Annotated in this window: 14 protein-coding genes; 7 read left to right on the top strand and 7 right to left on the bottom strand. The window is 65.4% G+C overall.

Translation table 11 applies throughout. The features are described from left to right. Window positions 1-89: 89 nt before the first annotated feature. Entirely contained in the window at window positions 90-2,465 is a 2,376-nt protein-coding gene (locus tag BM269_RS14305; protein WP_229204655.1) for a diguanylate cyclase domain-containing protein, read from the top strand. Here BM269_RS14305 and BM269_RS14300 read toward each other — a convergent pair. Continuing rightward, a complete protein-coding gene (locus tag BM269_RS14300) occupies window positions 2,462-3,352 on the bottom strand; it encodes a LysR family transcriptional regulator (protein WP_090437773.1) in 891 nt (296 codons plus the stop codon). The two genes, BM269_RS14305 and BM269_RS14300, sit on opposite strands and share 4 nt — an antisense overlap. 120 nt (window positions 3,353-3,472) lie before the next feature. Between BM269_RS14300 and BM269_RS14295 the strand changes: the two genes are divergently transcribed. Continuing rightward, window positions 3,473-4,612, top strand: a complete 1,140-nt coding sequence (locus tag BM269_RS14295; protein ID WP_090437772.1) for a hypothetical protein — start codon at window positions 3,473-3,475, stop codon at window positions 4,610-4,612. Here the strand turns inward: BM269_RS14295 and BM269_RS14290 are convergent. Both BM269_RS14290 and BM269_RS14285 read right to left on the bottom strand, forming a co-directional pair. Beyond that, complete coding sequence (locus tag BM269_RS14290; RefSeq protein ID WP_229204654.1) at window positions 4,609-5,625, bottom strand: AraC family transcriptional regulator; 1,017 nt, start codon at window positions 5,623-5,625, stop codon at window positions 4,609-4,611. The two genes, BM269_RS14295 and BM269_RS14290, sit on opposite strands and share 4 nt — an antisense overlap. Next, window positions 5,622-6,581, bottom strand: coding sequence for a GGDEF domain-containing protein (locus tag BM269_RS14285; RefSeq protein ID WP_229204653.1), 960 nt, complete (start codon window positions 6,579-6,581; stop codon window positions 5,622-5,624). The genes BM269_RS14290 and BM269_RS14285 overlap by 4 nt, the downstream gene beginning before the upstream one ends. An 81-nt stretch (window positions 6,582-6,662) precedes the next feature. Between BM269_RS14285 and BM269_RS14280 the strand changes: the two genes are divergently transcribed. Genes BM269_RS14280 through BM269_RS14270 form a run of 3 tightly spaced genes read left to right on the top strand, consistent with a single transcriptional unit; the run spans window position 6,663 to window position 12,113 of the window. After that, entirely contained in the window at window positions 6,663-9,164 is a 2,502-nt protein-coding gene (locus tag BM269_RS14280; protein ID WP_229204652.1) for a TonB-dependent receptor, read from the top strand. Further along, a complete protein-coding gene (locus BM269_RS14275; RefSeq protein WP_090437766.1) occupies window positions 9,164-10,777 on the top strand; it encodes a phytase in 1,614 nt (537 codons plus the stop codon). Before BM269_RS14280 ends, BM269_RS14275 begins: the two co-directional genes overlap by 1 nt. Window positions 10,778-10,781: 4 nt before the next feature. Further along, window positions 10,782-12,113, top strand: a complete 1,332-nt coding sequence (locus tag BM269_RS14270) for an NCS2 family permease (RefSeq protein ID WP_170860378.1) — start codon at window positions 10,782-10,784, stop codon at window positions 12,111-12,113. Here the strand turns inward: BM269_RS14270 and BM269_RS14265 are convergent. Further along, window positions 12,098-12,361 carry an ACT domain-containing protein gene (locus tag BM269_RS14265; RefSeq protein ID WP_090437762.1) on the bottom strand — a complete coding sequence of 88 codons (264 nt, stop codon included), beginning with the start codon at window positions 12,359-12,361 and terminating at the stop codon, window positions 12,098-12,100. The two genes, BM269_RS14270 and BM269_RS14265, sit on opposite strands and share 16 nt — an antisense overlap. A 95-nt stretch (window positions 12,362-12,456) precedes the next feature. Between BM269_RS14265 and BM269_RS14260 the strand changes: the two genes are divergently transcribed. Beyond that, a complete protein-coding gene (locus BM269_RS14260) occupies window positions 12,457-12,918 on the top strand; it encodes an Lrp/AsnC family transcriptional regulator (protein WP_055923646.1) in 462 nt (153 codons plus the stop codon). A gap of 12 nt (window positions 12,919-12,930) precedes the next feature. Then, the gene (locus BM269_RS14255; RefSeq protein ID WP_090437760.1) at window positions 12,931-13,680 is read left to right on the top strand and encodes a DUF481 domain-containing protein; all 750 of its coding nucleotides are present in this window, start codon (window positions 12,931-12,933) and stop codon (window positions 13,678-13,680) included. Here the strand turns inward: BM269_RS14255 and BM269_RS14250 are convergent. From BM269_RS14250 to BM269_RS14240, 3 genes are read right to left on the bottom strand one after another with little or no spacing between them, the layout of a single operon-like run. After that, window positions 13,677-16,151, bottom strand: a complete 2,475-nt coding sequence (locus BM269_RS14250) for a cbb3-type cytochrome c oxidase subunit I (RefSeq protein ID WP_090437758.1) — start codon at window positions 16,149-16,151, stop codon at window positions 13,677-13,679. The two genes, BM269_RS14255 and BM269_RS14250, sit on opposite strands and share 4 nt — an antisense overlap. After that, the gene (locus BM269_RS14245; protein ID WP_090437756.1) at window positions 16,148-17,062 is read right to left on the bottom strand and encodes a cytochrome c oxidase subunit II; all 915 of its coding nucleotides are present in this window, start codon (window positions 17,060-17,062) and stop codon (window positions 16,148-16,150) included. Before BM269_RS14245 ends, BM269_RS14250 begins: the two co-directional genes overlap by 4 nt. Next, on the bottom strand, window positions 17,059-17,451 hold the full coding sequence (locus BM269_RS14240) for a c-type cytochrome (protein WP_090437755.1): 393 nt from the start codon (window positions 17,449-17,451) through the stop codon (window positions 17,059-17,061). Before BM269_RS14240 ends, BM269_RS14245 begins: the two co-directional genes overlap by 4 nt. Window positions 17,452-17,525 lie beyond the last annotated feature (74 nt).

Here is a 17,525-nt window from a genome sequence, read left to right as displayed (position 1 = left end):
AGTGTCATTGCAGTTTTCACATTATTTCCAATTAAGGCCGTGCGTTGGATTTTAGAACACACTCGCAAACAGGTGTGCAATACTAAGCCATGGCCCCCACCCGACTGCTACCACGGAGCTTGCGCGCGCGCATGACCTGCGTGGTCATCTTGTTCGTGCTGGCAGCCACCACCATCGTGACCTGGCTGGCGCTGTCGCTGTCGGAACGCGACATGAAAAGCGTGATCGGCCAGCAACAGTTCAGCCTGCTCTCGGTGGCCGCCGCCCATATCGACGAGCAATTGGCCACCAAGCGCTTGCTGCTGGCCTCGATCGCCGAAGCCATTCCCGCCACCCAGCGCACGCCAGCGGCGATCCGCGCCGCCATCGAGCGCCATGCTTCGGCCTCGGCCGAGTTCGCCAATGTGGCCGCCTTCGACGGCAGCGGAAAATACCTGGCCAGCCTGCGTGCGCCGCAGCAAGAGAACCCGAACGTGGCCGACCGCCCTTACTTCGAACAGACCCTGGCGCAAAAGCGCGCGATCATCTCACCGCCGCTGCGCGGACGCGTGTCCAGCTTGCCGGTGGTGGTGCTGACCCATCCCATCATCGATAGCGGCGGCGACGTGCAAGCGGTCCTGGTGGGCAGCATCGACTTGCTGAATTCCGACTTCTTCCATCATTTCAACACCATGAAGCCTGGCAAGACGGGTTTCATGTTCATCATGACCACCGACGGCCTGTTGGTCAACCACCCCAACAAAGCCCGTCTGCTGGAACATATCAATGCCAGGCCCGGCCTCAACCTGGGCACCCAGCGCGCCCTCGACGGCTTCGAAGGCTGGATGGAAGCGAGCAACAAGGATGGCGTGGACGGCATCTATTCTTATAAGCGGCTGAACGCCACCAACTGGATCGTGGCGGCGCGCTACCCCACTGCCGAAGCGTTCGCCCCCATGATCAGCATGCGCCAGCAAGGCGTGCTGGCGGCCAGCCTGTTTGCGGCGGTGGCCGGCGTGTTAAGCTGGCTGATGATCAATGCGCTGCTGTCGCCGCTGCAAAAGCTGCGCGCCAACCTGCACGCGATCCGCAACCGCGGCGGCGATATCAGCCTGCTGCGCAGCGGCGGCAAGGACGAAATCGGCGAACTCAGCGAAGCGCTGTACGAACTGACGGCCGAACGCCAGGCGGCACAGGAGCGCCTGGCCGACAGCGAAAAACGGGCGCGCGTGATCGCCGACAATATCCCGGCCCTGGTGGCCTATATCGACCGCGACCTGTGCTACCGCTTCACCAACGAGCATTACCAGTTCCTGCTCGGCATCGACCCGCGCGCCATGGTCGGCAAGCGCTTCGACCAGGTGTTTGGCGGCGCGGCCTTCGAACGCTGGAAGGATTGCTTCGAGCTGGTGCTGGCCGGCCGCCGCATCCACGTCGAGCGCCCCGGCGAGGAACTGGAACGCCACCTGCACCTGATGGTCGAGCTGGTGCCGGACCTGGCCCCCGATGGCAGCGTGCTCGGCTTCTACATGATGTGCACCGACATCACCGAACGCAAGACCGCCGAACTGGCCCAGGCGGCCAGCGAAAAGCGCTTGCGGCTGATTGCCGACCATCTGCCGGTGATGATCAGCGCCATCGACCGCGAGCATGTGCTGCAGTTCGGTAACGCCACCTATCGCCGCTGGCTCGACACCGATCCCGATACCCTGCCCGGCCGTCCCATGGCCAGCGTGGCCGGCGAGCAGGCCTACCAGCAAGCCCGCGCAGCGCTGGAGCGCGCCTTCGGCGGCGAGGTGACGGAATACGAATCGACCGCCCGCCTGCACGGCGAACCGCGCGTGCTGGAAACCACCTTTGTGCCGGACGTGCGCAAGGATGGCAGCGTGCCCTTCGTGTACGCCTTGACCACCGACGTCACGCGCAGCCGCGAGGTGGAGGCGGAATTGCTGCGTCAGGCGCGGCGCGACCCGCTGACCGGCATTCCCAACCGGCGCCAGTTCGAAGATGTACTGGACCAGGCCATCGAGCGCGTGCGCCGCCAGGACAGCCAGATGGCGCTGGCCTACCTCGACATCGACAACTTCAAGCACATCAACGACAGCCTGGGCCACGCCGGCGGCGACGAGGTATTGAAGGAGTTTGCGCTGCGCCTGTCCGGCAGCGTGCGCACCACCGATACCGTGGCACGCCTGGCCGGCGACGAATTCGTGATCGTCTTCGAGCATATGCGCCATGCGGACGAAGTACGGTTGCTGGCGGAAAAAGTCATGGCCGCGGTGATGCCCGACTTCACGGTGCTGGACGCGCCGTTGCGCGTCACCGCCAGCGTCGGCATTGCCTTGTACGCCGGCGGCACCGAAACGGCGGGCGGCCTGATCGGGCGCGCCGACATGGCGCTGTACGACACCAAGCGGCGCGGCCGCAACGGTTTCACCATCGACAATGGGCGCGGCCTGCCGGAAGCCGTGGTGGTCCCGCCTTAAACTTCGCGCAGCAGTTCGATGAAGCGGCGCCCGGCCGGCCCCGGCGGCGCGTCCTTGCGCCAGCTCGCATACATCGAGAACGCCTGCCCCAGCACGGGACTCGCTTCCAGCGTCAATTCCACCAGCGCACCGCTGGCCAGCTCCTGCTCCACCATATGGCGCGGCATGCCGCCCCAGCCCAGCCCCGCACGCAGGAAGGCATGCTTGGCGCCGAGATCGGCCAGGCGCCAGCCCTGCGGGTTGACCACCCCGAACTGGCGCCCGGCGGTCAGCGTCGAACGGTCGCTCAGGATCAATTGCACATGGCGCGCCGCCGCGCTGCGCGCGATCGGCGCCGGCATGGCCGCCAGCGGGTGGCCGGCCGCCACCACCGCCACCAGCGGCACCTCGAACAGGTAGTCCGTTTCGCACTCGGGCGGCACGTCGGGATAGGAGCCGACCACCGCCAGCCGGCAGCGCCGCTCCAGCAAGGGCTGTACCACGGCGCCCAACGCTTCCACATCCAGCCGCAGCGGCGTGCCGGGAAACGCATGGTGGAATGCGCGTACGGCCTCCGTCAGGCGCGCGATCGGAAACATCACATCCACGGCGACCGACAGTTCCGCCTCCAGGCCCTCGGCCAGGGTGCGGGCCTTGGCCTTGAAGCCATCCATGCCGCTGGCGGCGGCGCGCGCGGCATCGAGCAAGGCGCGCCCTTGCTCGGTCAGCCGCGGATACCTGCCGCTGCGGTCGAACAAGGGGAAGCCGATTTGCATCTCGAGGTTGGCAAGGGTCTGGCTGACCACCGATTGCGCGCGCCGCAGCTTGCGCCCGGCTGCCGAAAAGCTACCCTCTTCCGCTGCCGCGATGAAAGTGCGCAGCTGGTCCATCGACATTGCGTCAAGCATGTGCCATCCTGTGTTAAACCGATGGCGGCCGATTCTACACCACGCTGTAAGACTGGTCCGACACGGTGGCGCGCTTTTCTCTGCTTGGAAACACTGCCTTGCACTTGGATACTGGTTGACATGATGACCACACTTCCACTCAGCCGTAGCAACCCGGCCGCAGCGGCCGGACCATCACACCAGCTCTATATGCTGCTGCGCGAGGCGCCCGACCGGGCAGCAGCGACCGCCTACCTGCAACGCCGGTTGGCCGAGGCCGGCGCGTTGCCGCCGGCCTGGAGCGGCGGCATGCAGGGCCTGGAAGAGTGGCTGGAACTGCGCGGCCGCAACCGCGCGGAAGAGTTCCGGCAGTATCAGCAAGGGCGCCAGGAAGGTGCTCCGCGCCGCCATTTCGCCACACTGGCGCAGGCACGCCGCTTCCTGTGCGTCCAGGCGCCCGGGCTGCTGGTCGAAGGCGCCTGGCTGCACAGCGTGCTCGATCATTGGCGGCAGGCGGCCTATATGCCCCTGGTCAAGCTCTACCTCGACTACCTCGGCAAAGGGGTACCGACAGCCAACCATGTTGCGCAAGTGCGACAGGTGCTCGCGGTCCAGGCCTGCAGCACCTGGCAGGATCTCGAAGACAGCGGCTTTGTGCAAGGCGCCATCCGGCTCGCGCTGGCCAGCGCCGGCGAACACTATCTGCCCGAGTTGCTGGGATACCAGCTCGCCGTGCCCGACCAACCCGCCGCCCAACCGTCGCTCCTCCTCGAGCTGGCGGAGCTGGGCATCGCCTTGCCGCCGCCGCCGCCGTCGGACACCCCGATCCTCAACGTACTGCGCGCCATGCTCGGCGCTGAGCCCGACACCGCGCCCCGCTTCCTGCAACAAGTGGAAGTGGGCTACGCCCTGGGCCGCATCGGCCTGCAGACCTTGCCCGCCACGCCGGAAGATGGCGCCCCGCAAGATGCGCCGGTGGCCAACGGCTCGGCCCACGCCGCCATCTTCGCCACACCCGCCGGCGGCACCGACGGCGCTGCCACGGCATCGCCTGCACCGGAACAGCCGCGCCCCATCCTGCGCCACCGCTTCGATGGCGACGAACACGCCTGGGAAACCATCACCAGCGACCTCGGCCTGCTGGAAGCCCAGATCGCAGCCTGTGGCGGCAAAGCGGAAGCGATGACCATGCTGGCCCGTCACATGGGGCCCGCCGTGCACCATCAGCCGCTTGGACTGATGGCGGCGCGCGTCTATGCGCAATTGTTCGCGCTGGCCTAAGTCGCCAGCGCGGCGCGCAGCAGGGCCGGCGTCAGGCCGGTCCAACGCTTGAACGAGCGCCGGAAGTTGGCAGCATCGTGGAAGCCCAGGTAATCGGCCACCGCTTCGTTGTCGGCCCGCCGCGACTGGAACAGGTAGAGCGCGACATGGGTGCGCACCTGGTCCAGCTCCGCCACGAAATGGGTGCCGTAGCGCGCCAGGTGGCGCTTCAAGGTGGCCGGGCTGATGCCGAAGGCTGCGCTGGCGCTTTCCAGCGTCGGGCTGCGGCGCACGTCCGCCAGCAGGTGGTCGTACAGCGCATCGGTCAGGCTGGGCACCTGGCCGGCCTGGCCCGCGGCAGCCAGGGCGGACGCGCATGCATCGGCGTTCCCGTTTGGCCATGGCTGCGAGAAACAGCCTGCATCCAGCAGCATCGCGTCGAGCTGGCAATCGAAACGCAGCTCGCCGCCAAGATGCACCTCATGCTGTTCGATGTGGCGCGGGCGGGCACGGTTGAAGCAGAACCGCCAAGGCAGCCGCTGGCCGCCCAGCCAGCGCACCAACGAAACCAGCGCCGTCATGTGCATTTCGACCAGCGCCGCGCGCAGGCCGGGCGCACCGTGGCTGTCGGTCCAGTACAGCACTATCTGCCCGTCGGCCAGGTGCAGGCGGGGCCGCAGCAGCGGCAACAGGCGTGACGGCCAGCGGCACACGATTTCCAGCGCATGCTGGAGCGATGCCGCCTGCCGGAGCGCGGCCGACAGCGCCGGGTCACCGCCTGGCAGCAGTTGCTGCCCGAGCATGAAGCTGGTATCCGGGCTATCGAGTTCACGCAGGATATTGGACAGCAATTGCAGGCATTGCTGCGGACTGACCAGGGATCCTTGCAGCGGCGGGCTGCCATCGCCCGGCATACCGCTACCGCGCGCAATCGTAGCAGGCAGTACGTCGCGCTGAAGCGCGTAATCGAGAAAATGCCACGGCAAGCCGCGCGCAGGAATGTTCGCCTGGTCCGGCAGCGCGTACCGGGTCACGGCGCGGGATTCACGTCCGGCTGCGGCGCCAATACCTGTCCGGCGCCGTCGATCGCGGCGGACAGCCGCGCCAACAGGCTTTCGGCATCGCCATGCGCCGCGCCACTGGCAAACCGAAGGCTCACTTGCAACGGCCCTATCGGACCGTGATGCCGCATCATCGACACCATGCGGCAAAGGTGCTGCGCCAGCGCGCCGGCCTGGCCAGCCGCCATTCCGGGCAGCAGCAATGCAAAGCGATCGCCGGCATAGCGGCACAGCAGATCTTCATTGCGCAGGTTTAGCAGGAGCATATGGCCCACCGCCTGCAGCACACGGTCGCCTTCGCGTGCGCCATGCTCGCGATTGATGCGGTGGAACCCGTCAATATCGAGCAGTACCAGTGCACACTGTCCCGAAGGTTCGCGCTCCTGCTCAAGGCGGATCTGGTGCCGCAGGTAGGCGGCATCCGCCAACTGCGTCAGCCGGTCGAAGGCGCGATGCTGGCGGAACAGGCGCTCCCGCTTGGCCAGATGGTCGTTCAATATGAACTGTTCATGGCGCCAGTAATAGATACCGGCCGTCAGCACCAGCATCCCGACCGGCACCAGGGCCTCCAGGCAGTTGTCCCAGCTTGCCGCCTTGTCGACCCGGAAGAATTCATCAAGGCAGTCGGCCCAGGAGCCCAGCATGATGGCGCCCAGCCCGCCGGCCAGCAGGCGCGTGACAAGCCCGCCGGGACGGCTGCTCAAGGTCATGACAAACCACAGGCCCGCCATGGCCGCCATGCCGCCTTCGGCAACAATGTCCATCCAGCGCCAGGCGTTGAATGGTTTGGCCTCGCCCGCGCCGGCATACAGCAGCAGGCACACGGCCACTGCGAGGGCCGCGGCGAACAGGAAACGACGATGAAGTTTCAGCATAGCCGCCCAGCGTACCCGCGCCTTGTGACCGGCGCATGACAGCCGCAGGGTCATTTCAGCTCACCGCTGCGTAACCAGCCTGTCATCCACGCTTCACATAATCCGCTGCATTCTTCCACTCCCGACTGAATGCACATGACAACCCAACTGACCGCACTCGCCGCCGGCGTACTCACCCTGGCCAATGCCATTGCCTCGGACGCTGCGGGCGCTGCGGATGCGTCACTGGCCGGCGCCAGCGTCGTCATCACCGGCCAGCGCGCCGTCCTGGCCAAATCCATCGCGGCCCAGGACAAGGCGGACAACATCATCAACGTACTAAGCAGCGACGACATCGGCAACCTGCCCGACAAGAACGCGGCCGAGGCCCTGGCCCGCCTGCCGGGCGTTTCCGTGCAGCGTGACCAGGGCGAAGGCCGCTACATCACGGTGCGCGGCCTGGGACCCGACCTGAACACGGTCACCATTAACGGTGCCCTGGTGCCGTCGCCGGAGGCCAGCCGCCGTGCCGTAGCGCTCGACGTGCTGCCGGCAGGCCTGATCCGGTCTCTCGAAGTCAGCAAGACCCTGACGCCGGAGCAGGACGCCAATTCGCTGGGCGGCACCGTCGAAGTCAAGGCGCTTTCCGCCTTCGACCTGCCGGGCTCCCTGCTGACCTTGAATGCGGCCGCCTCGCACGACCAGTACACGGGAAAGAACAGCCCCAGCGCAGGCGTGCTGTGGGCCAGCCGCTTTGGCGATGGCAAGTTCGGCGTGGCCGTGGGCCTCAGCGGCGAAAAGCGCAAGTTCGGCTCCGACAACGTGGAAACCGGCGGCGCCTGGGATGGCGAGCGCCTGTCGGGATTCGAACTGCGCGACTACCTGCCGGTGCGCGAGCGCCGTGCCGCCGCGCTGAACCTCGACTACCGGCCGGACGCGGGCAATGCCTGGTTCCTGCGCAGCTTCCTGAGCCGCTTCAGCGACGATGAAGTGCGCGACCGTCTCACCGTCGGCATCGTCAGCGGCGGCGCACTGGCCGAAGGGGTGCCGGCCAGCGGCCGACTCGAGCGCCGCATCCGCCAGCGCAAATATACACAGGATATCCAGTCGGCCGTCATCGGCACCCGGCAGAAGCTTGGCACCTGGCAGCTCGACCTGCAAGCTGGCCGCAGCAAGGCCGATGAGGACACGCCGGAGGCCCTGAACGATGGCCGCTTCCGCGGCAACGCCAACTTCAAGGACATCAGCTTCACCGGCAGTGAACGCCCGACGCTGACAGCGCCGGGTGCGGCCTACGATCCGGCCAACTACAGCCTGAACGCCATCGCGCTGCAGCAGCGCTACTCGCAAGACACCGAACATCACCTGAAGTTCGATCTTGGGCATGAATTCGGGCTGGGCGAGCTGCGTTCGGCAATGAAATTCGGCGCCAAGGCAAGCCGCCGTGAAAAGAGCAACGACACCAACCAGTGGAGCTACGGCAGCAAGGCCGTCGCCGGTCCCTTGAGCATGTCCTCATTCGTGCAGGCTACCCAGCTCGACTATCCGTTCGGCCGGATCGGCGCCGCCCTTGATCCGGGCGCCATCCGCACCCGTGTCGCAGGGCTGGACCGCAACGCCGCCCGCCTCGCAACGGAATCCGCCATCAACGATTTCACGCTCAATGAGGATATCGATTCCGCGTACTTCCAGAACGCCCTGTCGCAAGGCGACTGGCGCTTGCTGGCCGGCGTGCGCGCCGAACACACCGGCTTCGACGCCGCCGGCGTGCGCAGCAGCGGCAACACCGTTACTCCGCTACAGCGCAGCCGCTCATACACCAACTGGTTGCCCTCGTTGCAACTGCGCTATGACCTCGACCGCGACACCAGCTTGCGCGGCGCCTGGACCAACTCCGTCGTGCGTACCAATTTCAGCCAGCTGGCACCCGGTATCGCGCTGGCCAGCGCCACCGAAGCGACGATCGGCAACCCGGACCTGAACCCGCTCAAGTCGCACAATGTCGATCTTGGCGCAGAGCGCGTGATCGGCAGCGATGGCGCCGTCTCGGCCTATCTGTTCTACAAGGATATCAAGGACTTCACCTACACGACCAATCTCGCCGGCAGCGGCCAATGGGCGGGCTACACCAGTGCAAGCACCTATGCCAACGGCGACAGCGCGAAAGTAACCGGCATCGAACTGTCCTGGCAACAGCCGCTGCGCATGCTGCCGGCGCCCTTCAACGGCCTGCTGCTGGGCATCAACGGCGCCCTCACCGACTCGCGCGCCAACGTTGCCCGCTTTGACAGCAAGGCCGGCGCCATGGTCGCGCGACGCATCGCGATGCCCGGCCAATCCGACCGCGTCATGAACCTGATGCTGGGTTACGAAACCGGGCCAATCAGCACCCGCGTCGCGTTGAACTACAAGTCGCCCTACCTGCTGGAGCTGGGCGCGGATATCCTGGACAGTGCCCAGGATCGCATTGTCGATACCCAGAAACAGGTCGATTTCTCCCTCTCCTGGCAATTGTCCAGGAGCGTACAACTGAGCTTCGATGTGGCCAACCTGAATAACGAGAAATACTATGTCTACCAGGGCGTCAAGGCGCATAACGTGCAGTATGAGCAATACGGCCGCACCTACAAACTGGGCCTGAAAGCGAGCGTGTTCTGATGCGCCGCCTGTCCTTGATTCCCTTCTTGCTGGCCTGCGCCCTGCCGGCAGCAGCCGCTGAAAGCGTCGCCCTGCCCGGTGGCGCCAGCCTGGTGCTCGACAAACAAGGTTTGCACCTGCGCGCGGCCGACGGCGCCGAACGTGCCGGCATCGCGCTGCGCGGCCGCCATCTCGACTACCGTGACGGCACCGCCCTGGTGGTGGACGCCAGTACCGAACGTGCCATGACTGTCGCCGTCGATGCCGCCGCCGGCACATTGTCGGCCAGCGCGGTGCTCGATGGCGCAGCCATCGCACCGGAAGCCGCCTGTCTTTACCGCGACGCACAAGGCCTGCTGTACGCCTTCCTAGCGGGCAAGGACGGCCAGGCGGAGCAATGGCTGCTGCACGGCCGCCCACAGTTGCTGCGCAAACTCGCCCTGCCCCCGCACAGCGGGCAATGCCTGGTGCACGACGCTAGCGCCAGCCTGGTCGTAGCGGAAAAAGGCATGGGTGTCTGGGCCTACCGCGCCGATGCGGAAGGAGCACCTGGCCGCCGCGTCATCGACGCAGCGGCGCACGGCATCGCCCCTGCGCCGTCCGGCGTCACCCTACTCGGCCGCGACGGCAAGCCGCGGCGCATAGTCGCGTTGCGCAGCGGCTTGCCGGCTGCCGTCATCGTGCAGCCGCAGGTGCAAACCGAAAACATGCCGCGCATGGGCGACGCGGCCGATGATCCGGCCATCTGGATCGACCGCCAGCACGCCGCCCAGGGCCGCGTGATCGGCACCAACAAGAAGCAAGGCCTGCACGTCTACGACCTGCAAGGCCGCCAACGGCAATTGCTCGAATCGGGCCGGCTGAACAACGTCGACCTGCGCCAGGGCGTCATGCTGGACGGTCAAAGCTTCGACCTGGCGGCCGCGACGCAGCGCGACGAAAATTCGCTGCTCCTGTACACCATCGATGCCACCGGCAACGTCGCCGAAGCGGCGCGTTTCCCGACGCCGCTGGAACGCATTTACGGCATCTGCCTCTACCAGCCGGACAGCGGCGGGCTGGAAGCCTTTGTCAACGACAAGGATGGCAGCTACCTGCAATACCGCATCGGGCGCAGCGCGGGAGCGTTTACCGCCACCGAGGTGCGCCGGTTCAGGCTCGCCACCCAGCCTGAAGGCTGCGTGGCCGACGACCGCAATGGGCGCCTGTTCGCCGGCGAAGAAAAGCGCGGCGTCTGGTCCATCGACGCCCGCGCCGATGCCAAGGCCAAGCCGCAGATGATCCTGCCAGTGGGCGGCCCGCTGCGCGCCGACGTCGAAGGCATGGCCCTCTACCACGGCGCCAACGCCAGCTACCTGGTGGTCTCAAGCCAGGGCAGCAACAGCTACGTGGTGGCCGACGCCGCCCCGCCGCACCGCGTGCGCGGCAGCTTCCGCATCGGCATCAACCCCGACGCGGGAATCGATGGCGCTTCAGAGACCGATGGCCTCGATGTGACCTCCGCCAACCTGGGCGGCCGGTTCGCGCGCGGCATGCTGGTGGTGCAGGACGGCTACAAGCGCCTGCCCGACGGCGCCCAGAACTTCAAGTATGTTGCATGGGACGATATCGCCCACGCGCTGGGCTTGCCGTAATGGTATGCTCCCCGGTAGTTCAAACCGGGGAGCAGTCGTGTCGATTGTCGAAAAACTATTCAAACTCAAGGAAGCCGGCAGCGATGTGCGCACGGAAGTGGTGGCCGGTATCACCACCTTCCTGACCATGGCCTATATCATCTTCGTCAACCCCGCCATCCTCGGCGACGCCGGCTTGCCGAAAGAAGCCGTCTTCGTCGCCACCTGCCTCGCCGCGGCACTGGGCACGGCGATCATGGCCTTGTATGCGAACTATCCGATCGGCATGGCGCCCGGCATGGGCCTGAATGCCTACTTTGCCTACGCCGTGGTGCTTGGCATGGGCATCCAGTGGCCGGTGGCACTCGGTGCGGTGTTCATCTCCGGCTGCCTGTTCCTGGTGGTCAGCCTGCTTGGCCTGCGCGAAGCCATCGTCAACGGCATTCCCCGCTCGCTGCGTATCGCGATCACGGTCGGCCTGGGCCTGTTCCTGGGCTTGATCGCGCTGAAAAGCGCCGGCATTGTCATGGCCAATCCGAATACCATGGTGACCGTGGGCGACCTGCACAAGCCGCCGGCGTTGCTGGCCATTGTTGGTTTCCTGCTGATCGTCACCCTGGACCGGCTGAAAGTCAAAGGCGCCATCCTGATCGGGATCATGGTTGTCACCGTATTGAGCTTCTTCTTCGCAGGGAATCAGTTCCGCGGCGTATTCTCGGCGCCGCCATCGCTTGATGCCACTTTCCTCAAGCTTGACGTGCCGGGAGCGCTGGGCGTCGGCGTGCTCAATGTGGTCCTGGTGTTCTTCCTGGTCGAATTGTTCGACGCCACCGGCACCCTGATGGGCGTCGCCAGCCGCGCCGGCCTGCTGGTCAGCGGAAAGATGGAGCGCCTGAACAAGGCGCTGCTGGCCGACAGCACCGCCATCGTGGCCGGTTCCGTGCTCGGCACTTCCAGCACGACCGCCTACCTGGAAAGCGCTTCGGGCGTGCAGGCCGGCGGCCGCACCGGCCTCACCGCGCTGGTGGTGGCGCTGTTGTTCCTGGCAGCCCTGTTGATCGCGCCGCTGGCAGGCGTCGTGCCACCATACGCCACGGCGCCGGCCCTGCTGTTCGTCGCCTGCCTGATGCTGCGCGACCTCGGCGACTTCGACTGGAACGAAACCACCGAATGCATTCCGGCCGCCATCACCGCCCTGCTGATTCCTTTCACCTATTCGATCGCGCACGGCATCGCCTTCGGCTTCATCACCTATGCCGCACTCAAGCTGATGACCGGGCGCTTCCGCGAAGTGAAGCCGATCGTGTGGGTGATCGCCATCGTGTTCGGCTTCAAGTACGCCTATATCGGCGCGTAAGCACGCGCCTGCACGCGAATCTTCAACACGCCGATCAGGTTGCACAGGCGCATGCGGGCCAGTACGAGGGCATCTTCGCCCTCGGCTGCCACATCCAGGTCCAGGTTCATGCCATGCACGCCCGGTGCCATGCGCATGGCATGGAGCTGGACGCCTCCGCGGCGCAGCGTCGCCAGCACCGCCTCCGCGGCATCCATGGCGGAGCAACGGTCGAGGCGCAGGCGGAAAGTTTTCTGTTCGGTATTCATGTGAAGATTATCCGGCTGGGAGGCCGGAATAGGCATCCAAAGTTTGCCGTGTTTTCCGTGTAAAATAGAAGAATCTTCTTCATTTATGCGAAAACATGGAACACCTTGATGAAATGGACCGCAAAATCCTGAGGGAACTTCGCCGGGATGGCCGTTTAAGCAATACCAAACTCGCCGAAACTGTCGGCCTTTCCACCACCCCTTGCTGGAACCGCGTCAAGGCGATGGAGGAGCGCGGCGTCATTGAAGGGTATACTGCGCTGCTCAACCAGCAGGCCCTCGGCCTGCCGGACACCGTTATCATCGAGGTCACGCTGGATCGCCATGATGACGACATGCTGCACAAATTCGGTCTGGCGCTGGCCGAACTTCCGGAAGTCATGGAGGCCTACCTGTTGACCGGCGAATACGATTACCTGATCAAGGTGGCCGTGGCCGGCACGGCAGGTTATGAGGAGTTCCTGCGCCGCAAATTGTATAAACTGCCCGGCATTCGCCACAGCCGCTCGACCTTCGTGTTGCGCTGCCTGAAACGGGCGCATTCTGTAGAGCCCTGATAGAATTCAGTTATGAAATACCTGATCCCCCTGATTTTCGCCTGCGGCCTGGCCGCAGGCAACGCACTGGCAGAAGATAACGCAGTCGACCACACCGGCAACATCATGCTGTCCGCCGAGATCGGCGCGATTACCACCAGTGGCAATACCGCCGGTACTTCCGTCACCGGCAGGTTCGAAGTCCTGCAAGACACCCTGCGCTGGAGCAATGAGTACACCGGCAACGGCTACTTCAAGGAAGACCGCGCCCGTGTCGACGGCGAGGAAACCAAGCAACGCTCGGCCGAGCGCTACCAGTTCACCGCCAAGGCCGGTTACAAGCTGCTGGAAGAAAATTCCACCCTGTTTGTCCTGGCCGGTTTCTCGGAAGACCGCTTCGGCGCCTATACCCGCAGCGCCAGCCTCGGTGTCGGTCATGGCTTCCGCGTTTACCAAAGTGACAACAAGACCCTGGACATGGAAGCCGGCCCGGGCTTCTTCAAGGCGACCCGCGCCAATGGCGAAGAAGATCGCGGACTGGTGCTCCGCGGCCGTGCCGCCTTCCGCTGGAAGATCAGTGACAGCGCCACGTTTGCGCAAATGCTGACGGTCGAACGGGCATCATGGAACACACACTCGACTTCCGAGACTTCGCTCAGCGCCCGCATCAACGGTTCGATGCATATGAAGGCAGCGTTCAGCGCGATCAACGACTCCACTGTGCCGATCGACAAGCAGAACACCGACACCCAGACTTCGGTGACCCTGGTCTACTCGTTCTAAAGCAACCGTAGCAAAGCCAGCCCCGCCAGCGCCTGCAACACGGCGCAGTGCCACAGGAGAATAGTGTTATCCAGCGTGGCACGACTGGCCGCCCTCAGCTTCCCCTTCGCCGCAACGTAGATTGACGCCGGCGCCAGCACGGCCACGTGCAATCCCTGATAAGCCAACAACGCCGCAACCGCAGCGCTCCACGCATCATGCGACGGCGACAGGCCAGCGGATCGTTGCGCGCCCAGATCGGCCGCGAACGCCGCAAGCAGGCACGCGCCGGCCACCAGTATCGGCCAGCACCAGCTTGCACGCCGCCCGTTCAACCAAGCCAGGACCGAACTGGCCGCCAGCAAAGCCGCCTGCAGCCAGGGCCAGGGCGGATCCGGCAAGTGGGCGCCGGGCGGGGGGCAGGCTTCCAGGCGCATGGACAGGTGCACCAGCGTGAACGCCAACGAAGCGAAGATCGCCGCATCGACCACCACCAGCACCCACGTCGCCCACCATGAATGCGATGCTGCCCCCTGCGCCCCGATCGGGATCGCGACGTGCTGCGCGACGACAGCAAATGGCCGGGTTCGCACCGGCTCCGCCTGCCATAGCCAGGCAACCAGCGTTGCGAAGGCAAGTGCGCCGCACAACCATGCGGCGATGGCCTGCTGGACCGTCATCAACAGGAAGAATCCCGCAGTCCCAAGCGCGCAAAGGAAGGGCAGCCAGCTATCGCCCGGTAATACCAATAGATGCCCGGGCCTGGCATCACGCCAGCCAGTCACCAGCGTCTCACGCATGCCGGTCACGGTGCCCGGAAGCCAATGCATGCCGCGCTCCACCTCTTGCGCCAGCAGCGGCTGACGCCACAACGGTTCCGCCGAGCGGACATCCGGCTGGCTGCGTGTCGCATACTCGTCCTGCGGCAGCCATTCCAGGGAGCTCGCCTTCCAGGGATTGCCATGTTCCCGTTGCGGGCGCCGCAAGGTGCGCACCAGATCGAGCGTGAACAGCACAACACCGGCAGCCAGCAGCAAGGCGCCCACGGTGCTGGCCATATTCAACCCAGCCCAACCCATTTCCGAGCCATACGTATGCACCCGGCGCGGCATGCCGAGCAAACCAGTCGCGTGCATCGGGAAGAACGCCACATTGGTGCCGACGAAAATCAATCCGAACACCCAGCGCGCACAGGGTTCCGACATGCGCTGACCGTTGAACAAGGGCATCCAGAAATAAGCTGCCGCGAACATCGGAAACACCAGCCCGCCCACCAGGACGTAATGCAGGTGGGCGACGATGAAATAGCTGTCATGGGCCTGCCAGTCGAACGGCACCGCCGCCACCATCACGCCCGTCAGGCCGCCCAGTACGAATACCAGCAGGAAGCCGAGAATGAACAAGGTCGGCGCATTCAATTGCACCCTGCCTCGCCAAAGCGTGGCGATCCAGGCAAACACCTGCACTGCGGTCGGGATGGCAATCGCCATGCTGGCGGCGGACACCAACGTGGTTTCAAGCTGGCCGAGGCCGGCCGTGAACATATGGTGCATCCACAAGGCAAAACTCAACGCTCCCACTGCAAGCAGGGAAAAGATCACCGCGCGGCGCGCCACCAACGGGGTTTGCACCAGGGCCGGCAACATCGACGACACCATGCCCGCAGCCGGCAGGAAGATGATGTACACCTCCGGGTGCCCGAAGAACCAGAACAGGTGCTGCCACAGTACCGGATCGCCGCCGCGCGCGGGAATGAAGAACGGCCAGTCGTAGGCGCGTTCGAGCTCCAACAGCGCCGTGCCCGCGATCAGGGGCGGGAACGCGAAGACCACCATCGCGGCGACAATCAGCATCGTCCAGGCGAAAACTGGAATGCGCGCCAGCGTCATGCCCGGCGTGCGGGTAAGCAGGATGCCGATGATCAGTTCGACGGCGCCTGCAATCGCCGAAATCTCAATAAAGCCAATCCCTAGAAGCCAGAAATCCGCGTTCAGGCCGGGAGAATATTCCTTGCCCGTCAACGGCGGGTACATGAACCAACCGCCATCAGGCGCAAGCCCGAAAGCCAGGGTCACGATGAACCCCGCGCCGCCGAAGGCATAGGCCCAGTAGGCGTAGGCGGACAGGCGCGGAAACGGCAGGTCGCGCGCACCCAGCATGCCGGGCAGCAGGAAGACCGCGATGGCTTCCACCATCGGAATGGCGAACAGGAACATCATCACCGTGCCGTGCATGGTGAAGAACTGGTTGTATGTGCCTGGCCGCAGCAGGTCGTTGCCGGGAACGGCCAATTGCAGCCGCATAACCAGCGCCAGGGCCCCGGCAAACAGGAAGAATCCAAAGGCGGTTGCGAGGTACAGGCGGCCTATGCGGGTGTTGTTGACGGCGGTCAGGCCGCGCCAGCCGGCCGGTTTGCGCCAGGCGCGCTCCAGGGCCTCATACTCGCCCGGCGGCCGGGGGAGACTGTTGGGCGTATCAACGCGTATGCTCATCGGAGCTCCTCCAGCCAGCCTGCCAGGGCTTGCAAGTCCTGGGGCGAAAGGTTGCTGGGCGGCATGCGGGCGCCCGGTTTGGCAGCCTGGGGGTCGGCGATCCAGCCGATCAATGCGGCACGATTCATGGGCAGTGCCCCCGCCGCGATGTGCGTGCGGCTGCCGACATGCGTCAGGTCCGGCCCGAGCGCACCACCGTCACTGACACCGCGCACCGCATGGCATGCATTGCAGCGCGCAGCGAGAAAGACTTCCCGTCCGCGATGCGCAAGCGTGTTCGCAGGTGCGCCCTGGCGTGCCAGCCAGGCGTCGAACTCCTGCGGTGCGACAGCCACCACATCGAGCGCCATCGCGGCATGCTGGGCACCGCAGTATTCGGCGCATTGCCCCCGGTAGCGGCCGGGCGCATCGGCGCGCAGCGTCAAACCATGCAGGCGGCCCGGCACCATATCGACTTTGCCGGCCAGCGCAGGCACCCAGAAAGCATGCAGCACGTCCGCCGACGCGAGCGCGAGATACACCCGCTCACCTGCCGGCAGACGCAGTTCATTCGCCAGCACCGCCTCGCGGCCGCTCAACGTGTCACGGTAGCGCACCTCCCACCACCACATGTACGACGTCACGCTCACCTGGATGCGGGTTCCCGAGAACGGCCAGGACACAAGCGAGGCTTGCCTGCCGGACCAGCCCATGAGCGCCGCCAGCAGCGGCACCGGCAGGAACAGGCCGCCACCCACCACCAGACGGCGCGACCACGACCTGCCGCGCTTCCGGACGACACTTGCGAGAACGAGCAGCGCCACCAGTAGAAATATGACCGCACCAGCCGCAAACAGCAGCCAGCTGAAACGGCTAAGCAGTGCCGCATCCGGCCCGGCAGGCGACAGGACCGATTGCAGCGCAGGTGTCATTTCAGCGAATGGAGGTAAGCTGCCATGTGGCGCGCATCGTCGTTGGAGACGCCCATGTCCGGCATCGAGGTCGCGGGATCCATGCTGCGTGGTGCCGAGATCCAGCGCACCAGGTTGGCCTGCTGGTTCGGCCAGCGCCCGGCTATATAACTGCGCAGGCCGAATTCCGCGAGTGACGGGCCGGCCTTGCCGCGTGCCGCTTCCACATCCGGAATGTGATGGCAACTGCCACACTGGAATTGGGCCAGCAGGGCCTTGCCGCGCCGCGCATCGCCGCCTACATCGGCTTGGGGGTAGGGTTTGCGCGGCTGGCATGCGCACAAGGCGAGCGGCAACAAGAGGGCCGCCACGCCAGCGCGCGCCGCGTAGCCGTTTTTCCGCAAACGCATAGTGATTGCTTTCACGAATCGTCCCTGCCTTCCCGCTGCCGATCCCTATAATTCACTGAAGACATCATCGCCCT

This window comes from Duganella sp. CF458 (assembly GCF_900113115.1).
Taxonomy (GTDB): domain Bacteria; phylum Pseudomonadota; class Gammaproteobacteria; order Burkholderiales; family Burkholderiaceae_D; genus Rugamonas.
The sequence above is the reverse complement of the archived record's forward strand: the minus strand, read 5'-3'. Positions and strand labels throughout refer to the sequence as shown.